We start from the raw sequence: 13,126 nt of genomic DNA on the forward strand, positions 1-13,126 counted from the left end.
GGAGAAAAGATAATGAGGCAGATGCCGCTTGAGGCTCTTCGTCGCCTGAGATGCCATGAACTGGCAGATGTGGAGAAGGCTTTTGGAGAGGCTGTTGCCCGCGAGGCAGCCGCAGAAACGCTTCTGGGACAGAGGCACCAGCACCTTCTGACGGAGCAAAAGCTGGCTTCTGATCCAGCGGCTGACGATGGAGCAGTGGAAGCATTCAGTCGTTGGCTCCCTGTCGGGCAGCAGGCCATTTCTGATGCGCAGGAAAAATGTCGGCAGGCTGCCATGGACAGGGACTGTATCCGGTCAGCTCTTCTGATGGCACAGGCAGCCCTGAAGGCCGTGGAAAAGCTGGAAGAGAAGCAGCGGGTCGAAATTCAGCAGCAGCATCTTCGTAAAGAACAGGCCGTTCTGGATGAGTTGGCGCTACGGCAGAGAACTTTAAATTGATCCGTCGCCCCGAAGCATATCGACCAGATGGCCTGCAGTGCCTATCAAAGCGCAGGCAACAGGGTGGGTTTCATCCCGGACAAAAGCCAGAATAAGGGTGGAATTGCTTTGGAAAAGGTCGCTTTCCAGGCTGATGACAGGAGCAGTCTTCCCCTCACTCTGAGCTGATTCGGCGGCGTGGGACAGAATACGGGCAACGGCTTTTTCAAGCGCAGGAAGCACGACTGTATGAGGCGCCGTATGATCGTCAGCATGGGCTGCAACCAGTTCGTTCCAGCCTTCTTTCGTGATGAACGCTGGTATTCCGTCGGGCGCGGTTTCGCGTTCGGCGCGTAGAATGGCTCCAGACTGGGCCAGACCAAGAATATTGACAGATGGAAGTGTAGAGGGATCGAGCATCACGGACATGGCGCTGTTTTATCAGGGCTATGTCTGGAAAAGAAGGCATACCTTTGCAAAGGATATGCCCGTAAATATCAGTGCGGTGGGTTTCCCATAGCCTGCATCAGAGCATTGACCTGATCTGGATGAGCTTTGAACAACGCAACATTGGACGGGTTGGGAGACGGCATTCCGGCGGGAACCTGACCGTTGCTGGCGGCCAGCGTCATACCGAAGGTTGTCATGCCAATAATGAATGTTTCAGGCGTGAAGCCGTGTGACCGTAAGACATCCGGGAAACCGGGCACCTGGCTTGCGCGGGCGATCATGTCCTGAAGTCCAAGACCCTGCGAATTCGGGGGTTGAATGTTGCGTCCCTGAAGCTCGCTGATTGCAGAAACCGCGCGGGGCATAAAGTCTGCCGGCAATACATAACGCATGGCGCGTTCCGCGTCCGCACGGAACTGCGGTGGGATCTGTGCGGACTGCTGATCTGATTGACCGTCGATCTGTGTCTGGCTTGGAGCGCCCTGAGCCAAGGCGGTCAGGGGCGTGATAGCCCCCGTTGCCAAGACGAAGACAGCAAGAAAGCTGCGTCGAAAAATCATGAAATCACCCATTCACCAGCACGCATGAGAGGCGTGCGTGTTCCGTCCTTGAGACCATCAAGATCAATCTTGTCCGACCCGATCATCCAGTCGATATGGATCAGGGAATCATTAACGCCGCGTTCCAGAAGCTGTTCCGGCGTCAGGCCCTCAATGTCGACCATGCACTTGGTATAAGCCTGCCCAAGCGCGATATGGCTGGACGCATTTTCGTCAAACAGGGTGTTCTTGTAGAGAATACCGCTGGCGGAAATTGGGGAGGAATGCGGCACGAGGGCCACTTCTCCAATGCGACGGGCACCTTCATCCGTGTCCAGAATACGATGCAGAACGTTCTCGCCTTTGCTGGCGTGAGCCTCGACAATGCGGCCGTCTTCGAAGCGGACGGAAATATCGTCAATCAGGGTGCCCTGATGGAAAAGAGGCTTGGTGCTGCACACCGTTCCATTGACGCGGGAGCGATGTGGCGTCGTGAAAATCTCTTCTGTGGGGATGTTCGGGTTGCACACGACACCATTCAGCGCTTCCTCGGAGCCGCCAGCCCATGCGTGGCCGTCTGCCAGACCCACCGTCAGGTCCGTGCCGGGGCCGGAGAAGTGCAGCGCGTCAAACCGCGTGTCATTCATGTATTTGGCGCGGGCATGGAGGCGCGAATTATGGGCCTTCCAGTCTGCAACCGGGTCCGCAACATCAACGCGGGATGATTTGAAGATGCCGTTCCATAGGGCGGTCAGCGCCTCATCTGCGGGCAGGTCGGGGAATACCTGAGCAGCCCAGGCGGGGGTGGCGCAGGCAATGATGTTCCAGTTTACAGCAAACTGGGTGATGATTTCCATGGCCGGACGATTGGCGGCTGAGTTGGCGCGATTGGCCCGGGAAATGCGCTCCGGGTCCTGTCCGGCGAGAAGGGTCGGGTTGGCGCCGGTGATGGCCATGCGGGCCGCGCCGTCCCGGAATGCCTGGGCGATCCCGTTGGCGAGCCAGGTGGGAGCCGTGTCGAAAGCATCGTCGGAAGCGTGGATGTAACGGGCCAGAGTAGCTTCATCGTCAGCGTACAGTGTGGTGACGAGGGAAGCGCCAGCCTTGTAGGCGTGTTCCGTGACGCGGCGGACCAGTGGCACGGCGTCGAGCGGAGCCGTGATGAGAAGCTGCTGCCCGGCCTTGATATTCAGGCCAACGCGGACGGCAACTTCACCAAGCCGGTCCAGAAGCTGTTCGTGCGAAAAGGGGGAAGGAACGGGCACGTCTTGCTCTTTCGCAATGGAAAATCTGTTTGTCATGGTGGGGGTTGGAGAAGGGAAGTGCAAGAGTGGTGCCAAGACTTGCGCTTCGCTCTCTATGGACCCACTCTCACAGCTCATGGGACGAAACCGAGCATTTGAAAAACGGTTGGAGCCGCCGGGCGCGTATGATGGCGTCTGCTGTGGGCTATGTGGGAGACCCATTCCGTCGACGGCGCGGTCTTCACGTCATCATCTCATACCAAAGCTGAAGGACGGCGCTCAGGCGGAAACAGTTCGACTGCATCAGGTCTGTCACAATGCTATTCACGCGCATTTTAGCGAAGTGGAACTGGCCGTTCGTCTGAATGAACCTGAAGCCCTGCGTCAGGAGGCGGTGCTTGCACCATTTCTGTCATGGATACGTCGGAAACCGGCTGATTTTCATGCTTCCACACGACGAGCCGCTTCCAAGCGAGGGCCGCGCCGTGGACGGATGGCCTGACGTCTCGTAATCTTGAGGCATGCGTCCTGGACTTCACATTTTTGCTGACGATGGTCAGCCCGATCAGCGTCCTTTTGATGTCGCGGTGGTCATTCCCAGTTTGCTGAGACCCACCTTGAAACATGCGTTGGACTCAGTATTTGCCCAGATGGGGCATCTGCGTGTTCAGATCCTGATTGGGGTGGATGTTGCTCCTCCAGGCGGGGCGCAGGACATGCTGGAGCAGGTCTGTCAGGGTAGGCCGGACGGGTGGTCCGTGCAGGTTTTATGGCCGGGGTATTCTACATCCGAACGGCATGGTGGTTTCGGGAAGGCGTGGGACGGCGGCGTCTTGCGCAGTGTGCTGAGCCAACTCTCCAATGCACCCCGTATTGCCTATCTGGACGATGATAACTGGTGGGCTCCTGACCATCTTCACTCACTGCTTGATGCGATTGAAGGGCAGGACTGGGCATGGTCCGGGAGATGGTTCGTTCACCCCCGAACGCTGAAAGCCGTCTGTGAAGACCAATGGGAATCCATTGGGTTGGGTGGCGGTCTGTTTCGTGAGGCGTATGGGGGTTTTGTTGATCCGAACTGTCTGATGATTGATCGAACCCGGGTGCCGGAGGTTCTCGACCTCTGGAATCAGCCTTTGGCTGGAGATCAGACACGGATGACGGCTGATCGAAGTGTTTTCAATTTTCTCAAGTCCCGTCCGGGACGTCCCAGTGGAAACTATTCGGCGTTTTATGTTCTGACGGAAACGGACGGAATGCACCCGATACGGCTGCGCTGCATGGGGGATGCCTGGAACCGGGCCGGTCAGTAATCGACACGAGCCCGGCTCCGATCGCAATTACATGGAGCGAATGGTGTTGCGGCGTGGCGCACGGCGCTGGCGCTGCTGATCCTGCGGCTGCTCGCTCCGATTGGCGTCACGGGTAGCTTTTTCGCGGGCAGCGGCACGGAGTTCCGTTTCCAGCTCCTTGATGCGGCGCTGGACGCTCTCCTTGAGCGCCGGGGAAGTATGGGATTTCATGGACGCAAGCGTCTCCTTGAGGTCCCGAAGCTGCTTTTCCTTTTCGGCCTGATTGCGGCGGATAGGCTGGTTGTCGGACATTTGTCCGTGGAATGCGCGCATGTCTTGGTCTTTCAGCACGAAATGCCAGAAGCCTCCGCATTTGTCAGAAATGCAGAACGGTGCACGAAGATGCACCGGTTGGCCTCTGGGAGGTCATGATCGTGAGGGCGGATCAGTCCGCCCAGGCTTGGTTCAGGATCGGTTGCTCAGAATGATGGCCCGAAGGGCGTCAATCAGGCGTGTGCAGGCCTCGTCAGTTCCGATCGTGACGCGTAGCCAGTTCTGGATACGCGGGGTTGAAAGATGCCGCACCAGGATCGAGCGCTCACGCAGGGCGGCGGCGACCGATCCGGCCGGATGCGCCGGATGACGCATGAGAACGAAGTTGGCACAGGATGGCAGGACTTGGAAGCCGAGATTTTCGAGTTCTGGCACAAGGGTTGCGCGGCTGGCCATGACCCTGCGTGTAATGTCCGCCAGCCAGTCCGTATCCCTGATGGCAGCGATTGCACCTTCCTGCGCCGGACGGGACAGGGGGTATGAGTTAAAGCTGTCCTTAACCCGGATCAGTCCTTCGATCAGTTCTGGAGAACCGATGGCAAAGCCAACCCGCAGCCCTGCCAAGGCATAGGATTTGGACAGCGTTTGCACCACCAGAAGGTTGTCATGGCGCTTTGTGAGGGGGATGGCCGACTCGGCGCCGAAATCCACATAGGCCTCGTCGATGATGACGGTTCGGTCCGGATGGCGAAGAGCCAGTGTTTCGATCTGTTCGAGCGTGAGGACCAGACCCGTATTGGCATTGGGGTTCGCAACAACCACGCCGCCACATGGACCGTCATAGGCGTCAATGTTGATCTCATAGTCGTCATTCAGCGGAAACTGTTTGAAAGGTTGTTCGAACAGGCCGCAATAGACGGGGTAAAAGCCGTATGTGACGTCTGAGAAATAGAGAGGCGCGTCGTCGTGGAACAGGGCACGGAAGGCGTGAGCCAGAACTTCGTCTGAGCCGTTGCCGACGAAAACGCACTCTGCCGACACGTCAAAACGTTCGGCAATACTTTCCCGCAGAGCCGTTGCTGTCGGGTCCGGATACAGGCGCAGCGTGTCTGTCGCTGAGGCGCGGATCGCCTCCAGCACTTTCGGGCTGGGTCCATAGGGGGACTCGTTGGTGTTGAGTTTAAGCAGATTCGTAAGCTTCGGCTGTTCGCCGGGAACGTAGGGATCGAGATCGTGGATGCGACGGTTCCAGAAACGGCTCATGCGCCTGTTCTTTCAGTGAAAAGACCTGTCAGGTTTTGGCGTTCGGCCAGATCACGCGCAGAGACGCCGTCCACATCCCGATGGTCGGGGTTGGCGCCCGCGTTGAGAAGAAGGCGCGCCATATCTTCCCGGCCGAACATGATGGCAAACATGAGCGGGGTACGGCCTGAGAAATTGGCATGATCGACCTGCGCTCCGTGATCGATCAGGATTTTGGCGATGTCCGTCAGCCCCTTGAATGCAACGCCTGAAAGGGCCGTCGCGCCTTTGAGATCGGTGGCTTCCGTATTGGCATTTCGCTGAAGCAGCAGTCGGGCCGCTTCCATATGTCCGTTATAGGTGGACACGATCAGGGCCGTGTAACCGCGGCTGTCAGGCGTGTCGATGGCCATTCCCGCATCAAGGAACTGGGTCAGCAGATCTGTGTCACCCTCACGGGCGGCGTCAATGAACAGGGCGGTAATCTGTTCGGGGGTGAAGTTGACGGTCTGTGCGTTCATGACGGTTTCCACCAGAGGGGACAATGTGGCCCTAGGTTAGCGGCTTGATGACGGAAGGGTAAGGGTCTCGCCATTTTCCAGCGCTTTGAAGCGTCTTGGATGATCTTGGGAAGCGATTTCCAGCCGGGCAGCAGGTTCCAGAATGGCCTCATCCGTGAGCTGAAAGGTTCCGAAATGGATAGCGATGGCCTGATCCGGCGTGAGGGTGTCGAATGCCATCACGGCTTCTTCCGGGTTCATATGAACACGGCGCATGAAATTGCGCGGTTCGTAGGCGCCAATGGGGAGGATGGCGAGGTCGATGGTGTTCCAGCGCCGATGGATGGCGTCGAAATGTCTGCCCCAGGCAGTATCGCCAGCGAAGAAGGCTTTTTTACCTTCGGCTTCGATCATAAAGCCGCCCCAAAGCGCCATGTTCTGGTCGAACGGTGTGCGGGCGCTCCCATGCAGGGCTGGGGTTGCCGTGATTCGCGCACCTTCAGCCTGTGTGCCTTCCCACCAGTCGAGTTCGACGATGCGGGGAAGTCCGACCTTTTCCAGATGTCTACGATTGCCTGACAGGGAAATGCACACTGGGTCGTTCTTTGCGGCCAGAACCCGCAGGGTTGGCAGATCCATATGATCGTAGTGGCAGTGCGACACCAGGATCATGTCGATGGGTGGAAGGGCCTCCAGAGGAATACCGGGAGGACGAACGCGTTTGGGGCCGAAACTGCGGAAGGGGGAACAGCGTTCTGAAAACACCGGGTCCGTGATGATGCGTAATGGTTCACGCCCCTGCCGCCCGAACTGAAGCAGAACGGTGGCATGGCCGATGAAGGTTGCGAGGCATTCACCGGGCGCGGGAGCAGTCAGGGTGTGGGGTGTCTGAGGGGGCAGGGCATCGGGCCAGCGGGGACGCAGGCTGAGCTGCCATTTCAGGATATTTCGGAAGCGCTGACCCGGTGTTCGCACGGGGCCAGCGGTGTCTGGACGCCATGAAGGTGGGTTGAAATAGCGTGTTCCGTCGAAGTGTAGCGGGTTGTCGTCGAGCACAAGAGCGTGTTTCACAATATGGTTTACCCATCAAGCATTGCGTCAGACGTGATATCGCGTCATGCCGTGGCTGCAGAAGGTGCGGGGGCATCATTGATCTTTCCCCCGCTCGTCACAAGCCGGAGACCCTATACCGATGAGTACCCTTCCTGAACTCGGTATCAATACCATCCGCACACTTTCCATGGACGGCGTCGAGCGCGCGAATTCCGGTCATCCCGGAACGGCAATGGCTCTCGCTCCTGCAATGTATGCGCTGTGGCAGCATGATCTGAACTACGATCCGGCTGATCCGCTATGGCCAGCCCGTGACCGTTTCGTCCTGTCCGTCGGGCATGCGTCCATGCTGCTGTACTCGACGCTGTTCCTGACAGGCGTTCGTGACATTCAGGACGGCAAGGTTGTCGAGAGCCCGGCTCTGACGATCGAGGATCTGAAGCAGTTCCGTCAGCTGAACTCCCGCACGCCGGGCCATCCAGAATACCGTTTCACGTCCGGTGTTGAAACCACAACCGGCCCTCTGGGCCAGGGCTGTGGCAACTCAGTCGGTATGGCGATTGCCGAGAAGTGGCTGGCTGAGACGTATAACCGTCCCGGTTTCAAGCTGTTCGACTATCACGTCACGGTGTTCTGTGGCGATGGCGACATGATGGAAGGCGTGGCTTCGGAAGCGGCTTCCACGGCTGGACATCTTGGTCTTGGTAACCTGACCTGGGTTTACGATTCCAATCAGATTTCCATTGAAGGTTCGACGGACCTTGCTCTGACGGAAGACGTTGGCAAGCGCTTCGAGGCCTACAAGTGGCACGTTCAGACGCTGACGGACGGCAACGACGTCGATGCGATCCTGAAGGCGCTTCAGGAAGCCAAGAAGGTAACGGACCGTCCAAGCCTGATCGTTCTGAAAACGGTCATCGGTTATGGTGCTCCCAAGAAGGCCGGTACGGCTTCGGCTCATGGTGAACCGCTGGGTGCGGACGAGATCAAGGGCGCGAAGGCCGCTTATGGTTGGCCGGAAGGGGCTGGTGACTTCTATGTGCCGGACGGTGTGAAGGAGCACTTCGCAGAAGGTCTTGGCAAGCGCGGTGCGGCTGCCAATGCCCAGTGGCGTGAACTGTTCTCGGCTTACAAGGAAGCGCATCCCAAGGAAGCTGCCGAGCTTGAAGCGATCTTCGAGCACCGTCTGCCAGAAGGCTGGGACAAGGACATCCCGGTTTTCGAAGCTGATGCAAAGGGCGTTGCTTCGCGTGCAAGTTCTGGCCAGGTGCTGAATGCCGTTGCCAAGAACCTCCCCTGGATGATTGGTGGCTCCGCTGACCTGACGCCATCTACGAAGACGGACATCAAGGGTGGTGGATCGTTCCAGCCGCCGCAGTGGGGTGGTACCTATGGTGGTCGCAACCTGCATTTCGGTGTGCGTGAGCATGCGATGGGTTCCATCTGCAACGGTATCGCTCTGTCCGGTATTCGGGCTTATGGCTCCGGCTTCCTGATCTTCTCTGATTACATGAAGGCTCCGATCCGTCTGTCGGCCATTATGGAACTGCCGGTGACGTACATCTTCACGCATGACTCCATCGGCGTCGGTGAAGATGGTCCGACCCATCAGCCGATCGAGCAGCTTGCTCAACTTCGCGCGACCCCAGGCATCATGACGATCCGTCCGTCCGACGCCAACGAGGTTGCAGAAGCCTGGCGCACGCTGATCCCGCTGACGCACAAGCCTGCTGTTCTGGCTCTGAGCCGCCAGAATCTGCCAACAATTGACCGCAGCAAGTACGCAGCGGCTTCCGGTCTGGCCAAGGGTGCATACGTTCTGGCCTCCTGTGACGGTAAGCCGGATGTGATTCTGATGGCGTCGGGTTCTGAAGTATCGCTGGTTGTCGAAGCTTATGAGAAGCTTACGGCAGAAGGTGTGAAGGCTCGCGTGGTATCGTTCCCAAGTTTCGATCTTTTCGAAGAGCAGCCTCAGGAATACCGCGACTCTGTCCTGCCGCCTGACGTGATTGGCCGTGTGGCCGTTGAGCAGGCAGCAGCCTTTGGCTGGGACCGTTACGTCGGTCTCGGCGGCGCGATCATCGCCATGAATACGTTTGGTGCATCGGCTCCGGCCTCTGCACTTCTGACCAAGTTCGGGTTTACGCCGGAAGCAGTCTTTGACGCCGCAAAGCGTCAGGCTGCCCGTAGCAAGTAAGGAGAGAGCCTGTGGCAGACACAATCTCTAATACCGGCCTAGATAAAGTGGGCAGTGTCCTGCGGGATCTGGAAAAGCATGGCCAGTCCCCTTGGCTGGACTTTATCCAGCGCAGCTTTACGGAAGATGGCAGCCTCAAGAAGCTCGTCGAGGAAGACGGGCTTCGCGGGGTGACCTCCAACCCAGCCATTTTCGAGAAAGCCATCGGTAAGGGGACGGAATACGATCCCCAGATCCGCAAGCTTCTCGAAGGGGAAGGTCTCTCTGCTGGAGATCTTTACGAACACCTCGCGATTGATGACATCCGCGCTGCCTGCGGTGTTCTCTATCCGGTGTTCGAAAAGACCAAGGGCCTGGACGGGTACGTCAGCCTCGAAGTCTCTCCGTATCTCGCATTTGATGCTGCGGGTACCATCACGGAGGCCCGTCGCCTGTGGAAGGCTGTCGGTCGCAAGAACCTGATGGTCAAGATTCCGGGCACGGCAGAAGGCACGGGTGCGATCCGCGAAGCGATTGCGGACGGCATCAACATCAACGTGACGCTGCTGTTCTCTCTGGAAGCCTACAAGGCCGTTCTGGAAGCGTATATTTCCGGTCTTGAAGCCCGCGCAGCCCGTGGGGAAGACATTTCCCACATCTCCAGCGTGGCCTCCTTCTTCGTCAGCCGTATCGACGCGAAGATTGATGGCGAGATCGACCGCCGTGTTGCCGCTGGCGACAAGGATGCGGAAGCGCTCAAGGCTCTGCGTGGCAAGGTTGCCATTGCGAACGCCAAGATCGCTTACCAGTATTATCTGGACGTCAAGAAGAGCGCACGCTGGCAGGCACTCGCTGCCAAGGGTGCCAACCCGCAGCGTCTGCTCTGGGCCAGCACCGGCACGAAGGACAAGGCTTACTCTGACGTCCTGTACGTCGAAGAGCTGATTGGTCCGGAGACGGTCAACACCATTCCGCCCGCAACGTTCGATGCGTTCCGCGATCACGGCAAGCTTCGTGAGAGCCTGACGGAAAACGTTGAAGAAGCCCGTCACGTTCTTGCTGAGGCCGAGCGCCTTGGTCTGGATCTGGCCGGTGTGACGGCAAAGCTGGTGAAGGATGGCTGTGCGTCCTTCTCTGAATCCTTCGATACCCTTCTTGGTGCGGTCGCTGAAAAGCGGGAGTCCGTGCTGGGAAAACGGTTGCTCCACGTCACAGCTGACCTTCCCTCTGATATCCGCGACGATGTTGCGGAATCCGAGAAGGCGTGGAGCAAGGAAGGTCTGGTCCGTCGCATTTGGGCGAAGGACGCCTCTGTCTGGACGAATGGCCCGGAAGCCGGTTGGCTGAACTGGCTGACCATCGTTCAGGACCGTCTGTGGCACATCGAAGAGCTGGAACTTCTGGCTCGTGATGTCCGCAGCCGTGGGTTCACTGACATTCTTCTTTTGGGTATGGGTGGTTCGAGTCTTGGCCCGGAAGTGCTGGCCGAGACGTTCGGGCAGCAGGAAGGATGGCCGAAGCTGCATGTTCTCGACAGCACGGACCCTCAGCAGGTCCGGACATACGAGAAGGCAGTCGATCTCAAGAAGACCCTGTTCATCGTGGCTAGCAAGTCTGGCGGCACGTTGGAGCCGAACATTCTGTTCGCGCATTTCTGGACGGTTGCCGGTCAGGCTCTGGGCAAGGCTCCGGGCGATAACTTCATCGCCATTACGGACCCTGACTCCCACATGCAGAAAGTCGCCGAAGAAAACGGCTTCTGGCGGATTTTCTACGGTGATCCGAAGATTGGTGGCCGGTTCTCCGTGCTGTCCAACTTCGGTCTGGTGCCTGCCGCTGTCAGCGGTCTGGACGTTCGTAAGTTCCTGACGATCACGAACCTGATGGTCGAGAGCTGTGGTCCAAGTGCGCCGGCACACGTCAATCCGGGTGTGACGCTGGGTCTGATCCTTGGTCATTCGGCCAAGTGCTTTGGCCGTGACAAGGTGACGATCCTGGCCTCCAAGGGCATCGCGTCCTTCGGGGCATGGCTCGAGCAGCTCATTGCCGAAAGTACCGGCAAGAAGGGCACGGGTCTCGTTCCGATCGACGAGGAAGAACTCGGTACGCCTGACGTCTACGGCAAGGACCGTGTTTTCGTGGACCTGCTGCTTGAAGGTGACACGCCTGACAGTCGTCTGGGTGCACTGCGCGAAGCGGGAGCTCCGGTCGTGACGGTCCGTCTGTCGGACAAGAATGAGATTGGTCAGGCTTTCTTTGTCTTTGAATTCGCCACGGCTGTTGCCGGTGCGGTTCTGGGCATTGATCCGTTCGATCAGCCAGATGTCGAGTTCAGCAAGGTGGAAACGCGCAAGCTGACCACAGCCTATGCTGAAACCGGCTCTCTCCCGGCTGAGGCACCGTTTGCCGTTGATGGAAACTTCTCCTTCTACGCGGATGAGAAGAATGCTGCGGCTCTTGGGGCAGGCGATACGGTCTCCATTCTGAAGAAGCACTTTGAGCGTGTTGGACCGGGCGACTATGTGGGCCTTCTGGCTTACATCGAGCGTAACCGGGAGACACGTGATTGGGCGCAGGACGTCCGTATGGATCTGCGGAACGCACTCAAGGTTGCTACGGCAGCCGAGTTTGGTCCCCGGTTCCTTCACTCGACGGGGCAGGCCTACAAGGGTGGACCGGACAGTGGTGTTTTCCTTCAGGTGACTGCGAAGGACGCGGCTGATGTTCCGGTTCCGGGACATGGCTTCAGCTTTGGTGTCGTCAAGGCGGCACAGGCTCGCGGTGATTTTGAGGTTCTTTCAGCCCGTGGGCGTCGTGCCCTGCGGGTGCATATCGATGGATCGCTGGAAGAGGGCCTGAAGACCCTTGCTGCGGCCATTCATAAAGCGATTGCAGGAGCATAAGGCATGCGTATCGGTATCATTGGTCTGGGTCGTATGGGCGGCAATATTGCCGTCCGCCTGACCCGTCATGGACATGATGTTGTTGTGCATGACCGCACGGCGTCCGTTACGGACTCCATCGTGCAGCGTGCCGAAGGTGGACGCGCTACGGGTGTGGACAGTGTCGAGGCCCTTGTGAAGGGCCTCGAAGGGGACACGCATCGTGTCGTCTGGGTCATGCTGCCTGCTGGCAAGATTACCGAAGCCTGCGTGCAACAGCTTGGCACGCTACTGGGCAAGGGTGACGTCATCATCGACGGTGGCAACAGCTACTACAAGGATGACGTCCGACGTGCAGAAGAACTGTCTGCAAAGGGTATTTCCTACGTTGATGTCGGGACGTCCGGCGGCGTGTGGGGCCTCGAACGCGGGTACTGCATGATGTATGGCGGGCCTAAGGAGGCTGCGGATTATATCGATCCAATTCTGGCTGCTCTGGCTCCAGGCAAGGGCGATGTTCCCGTTACGCCGAACCGTGATGCTCCGGGTCTCGATCCGCGGGCTGAGCAGGGCTATCTGCACTGTGGTCCGTCCGGTTCAGGTCACTTTGTGAAGATGATTCACAACGGCATCGAATACGGTATGATGCAGGCCTTCGCGGAAGGCTTTGATATCATGAAGAGCAAAAACTCTCCTGTTCTGGCCGAAGGCGATCGCTTCGATCTGAACATGGCGGATATTGCCGAAGTCTGGCGTCGCGGCAGTGTCGTGTCGTCCTGGCTGCTGGATCTGACGGCAGAAGCCCTCGCTAAGTCGGGTGAACTTTCCGAGTTCTCCGGTGAAGTGGCTGACTCTGGTGAAGGTCGCTGGACGATCGAAGCCGCCATTGAGGAAGACGTGCCGGCGCCTGTCATGACGGCGGCTCTCTTCACCCGTTTCCGTTCGCGGTCGGGCAACAACTTCGCTGAGAAGATCCTCTCGGCGCAGCGTTTCGGTTTTGGCGGTCACGTCGAGCCGAAATAAGCCCTTCTGACGGATGGGCAAGGGGGAGTGAGCGC

At 58.3% G+C, this 13,126-nt stretch carries 13 protein-coding genes; 6 read left to right on the forward strand and 7 right to left on the reverse strand.

What is annotated here, in order from left to right; genetic code table 11:
• The first annotated feature begins 12 nt into the window (after nt 1–12).
• Nucleotides 13–438, forward strand: coding sequence for a flagellar export protein FliJ (locus J4P41_RS01105; RefSeq protein ID WP_426065807.1), 426 nt, complete (start codon nt 13–15; stop codon nt 436–438).
• Here the strand turns inward: J4P41_RS01105 and J4P41_RS01110 are convergent.
• The 3 genes from J4P41_RS01110 to J4P41_RS01120 form a co-directional block, all read right to left on the reverse strand.
• Nucleotides 430–846: a hypothetical protein gene (locus tag J4P41_RS01110; RefSeq protein ID WP_426065808.1), complete on the reverse strand. Its 417-nt coding sequence runs from the start codon at nt 844–846 to the stop codon at nt 430–432. The genes J4P41_RS01105 and J4P41_RS01110 overlap by 9 nt on opposite strands.
• Before the next feature lie 68 nt (nt 847–914).
• A complete protein-coding gene (locus J4P41_RS01115) occupies nt 915–1,427 on the reverse strand; it encodes a hypothetical protein (RefSeq protein WP_426065809.1) in 513 nt (170 codons plus the stop codon).
• Complete coding sequence (locus tag J4P41_RS01120) at nt 1,424–2,707, reverse strand: aminopeptidase (protein WP_426065810.1); 1,284 nt, start codon at nt 2,705–2,707, stop codon at nt 1,424–1,426. The genes J4P41_RS01115 and J4P41_RS01120 overlap by 4 nt, the downstream gene beginning before the upstream one ends.
• On the opposite strand from J4P41_RS01120, the gene J4P41_RS01125 reads away from it, so the two are divergent.
• Together J4P41_RS01125 and J4P41_RS01130 are read left to right on the forward strand one after the other, a co-directional pair.
• Nucleotides 2,706–3,152 (forward strand): hypothetical protein, encoded by a 447-nt coding sequence (locus tag J4P41_RS01125; protein ID WP_426065811.1) that lies wholly within the window; start codon nt 2,706–2,708, stop codon nt 3,150–3,152. The two genes, J4P41_RS01120 and J4P41_RS01125, sit on opposite strands and share 2 nt — an antisense overlap.
• A gap of 19 nt (nt 3,153–3,171) precedes the next feature.
• Nucleotides 3,172–3,963 (forward strand): glycosyltransferase, encoded by a 792-nt coding sequence (locus J4P41_RS01130; RefSeq protein WP_426065812.1) that lies wholly within the window; start codon nt 3,172–3,174, stop codon nt 3,961–3,963.
• A 27-nt stretch (nt 3,964–3,990) separates the two neighbouring features.
• Here J4P41_RS01130 and J4P41_RS01135 read toward each other — a convergent pair whose 3' ends face one another.
• The 4 genes from J4P41_RS01135 to J4P41_RS01150 all read right to left on the reverse strand — a co-directional run bounded on the left by J4P41_RS01135 (nt 3,991) and on the right by J4P41_RS01150 (nt 7,028).
• Nucleotides 3,991–4,275 (reverse strand): hypothetical protein, encoded by a 285-nt coding sequence (locus tag J4P41_RS01135; protein ID WP_026017382.1) that lies wholly within the window; start codon nt 4,273–4,275, stop codon nt 3,991–3,993.
• Between the two features lie 132 nt (nt 4,276–4,407).
• A complete protein-coding gene (gene hisC / locus J4P41_RS01140) occupies nt 4,408–5,478 on the reverse strand; it encodes a histidinol-phosphate transaminase (RefSeq protein WP_426065813.1) in 1,071 nt (356 codons plus the stop codon).
• On the reverse strand, nt 5,475–5,978 hold the full coding sequence (locus J4P41_RS01145) for an ankyrin repeat domain-containing protein (RefSeq protein WP_010501114.1): 504 nt from the start codon (nt 5,976–5,978) through the stop codon (nt 5,475–5,477). The genes hisC and J4P41_RS01145 overlap by 4 nt, the downstream gene beginning before the upstream one ends.
• Before the next feature lie 36 nt (nt 5,979–6,014).
• Nucleotides 6,015–7,028, reverse strand: a complete 1,014-nt coding sequence (locus J4P41_RS01150; RefSeq protein ID WP_426065814.1) for an MBL fold metallo-hydrolase — start codon at nt 7,026–7,028, stop codon at nt 6,015–6,017.
• Between the two features lie 121 nt (nt 7,029–7,149).
• Between J4P41_RS01150 and tkt the strand changes: the two genes are divergently transcribed.
• The 3 genes from tkt to gnd are packed head-to-tail and all read left to right on the forward strand — an operon-like array spanning nt 7,150 to nt 13,091.
• Nucleotides 7,150–9,207, forward strand: coding sequence for a transketolase (gene tkt, locus J4P41_RS01155; RefSeq protein ID WP_010501118.1), 2,058 nt, complete (start codon nt 7,150–7,152; stop codon nt 9,205–9,207).
• Between the two features lie 11 nt (nt 9,208–9,218).
• The gene (locus tag J4P41_RS01160) at nt 9,219–12,089 is read left to right on the forward strand and encodes a bifunctional transaldolase/phosoglucose isomerase (protein ID WP_426065815.1); all 2,871 of its coding nucleotides are present in this window, start codon (nt 9,219–9,221) and stop codon (nt 12,087–12,089) included.
• 3 nt (nt 12,090–12,092) lie between these two features.
• On the forward strand, nt 12,093–13,091 hold the full coding sequence (gnd, locus tag J4P41_RS01165; RefSeq protein WP_061932568.1) for a phosphogluconate dehydrogenase (NAD(+)-dependent, decarboxylating): 999 nt from the start codon (nt 12,093–12,095) through the stop codon (nt 13,089–13,091).
• The last annotated feature ends 35 nt before the right edge of the window (nt 13,092–13,126 follow it).

The sequence above is a fragment of the Gluconobacter sp. NFX36 genome (assembly GCF_049887835.1).
GTDB classification, from domain to species: Bacteria; Pseudomonadota; Alphaproteobacteria; order Acetobacterales; family Acetobacteraceae; genus Gluconobacter; species Gluconobacter japonicus_A.

Bases quoted from the DNA above. Each gene is read 5' to 3' on its own strand.
- J4P41_RS01105 (WP_426065807.1), top strand. From the start codon at position 13: ATGAGGCAGATGCCGCTTGAGGCTCTTCGTCGCCTGAGATGCCATGAA.
- J4P41_RS01110 (WP_426065808.1), bottom strand. From the start codon at position 846: ATGTCCGTGATGCTCGATCCCTCTACACTTCCATCTGTCAATATTCTT.
- J4P41_RS01115 (WP_426065809.1), bottom strand. From the start codon at position 1,427: ATGATTTTTCGACGCAGCTTTCTTGCTGTCTTCGTCTTGGCAACGGGG.
- J4P41_RS01125 (WP_426065811.1), top strand. From the start codon at position 2,706: ATGGTGGGGGTTGGAGAAGGGAAGTGCAAGAGTGGTGCCAAGACTTGC.
- J4P41_RS01120 (WP_426065810.1), bottom strand. From the start codon at position 2,707: ATGACAAACAGATTTTCCATTGCGAAAGAGCAAGACGTGCCCGTTCCT.
- J4P41_RS01130 (WP_426065812.1), top strand. From the start codon at position 3,172: ATGCGTCCTGGACTTCACATTTTTGCTGACGATGGTCAGCCCGATCAG.
- J4P41_RS01135 (WP_026017382.1), bottom strand. From the start codon at position 4,275: ATGCGCGCATTCCACGGACAAATGTCCGACAACCAGCCTATCCGCCGC.
- hisC (WP_426065813.1), bottom strand. From the start codon at position 5,478: ATGAGCCGTTTCTGGAACCGTCGCATCCACGATCTCGATCCCTACGTT.
- J4P41_RS01145 (WP_010501114.1), bottom strand. From the start codon at position 5,978: ATGAACGCACAGACCGTCAACTTCACCCCCGAACAGATTACCGCCCTG.
- tkt (WP_010501118.1), top strand. From the start codon at position 7,150: ATGAGTACCCTTCCTGAACTCGGTATCAATACCATCCGCACACTTTCC.
- gnd (WP_061932568.1), top strand. From the start codon at position 12,093: ATGCGTATCGGTATCATTGGTCTGGGTCGTATGGGCGGCAATATTGCC.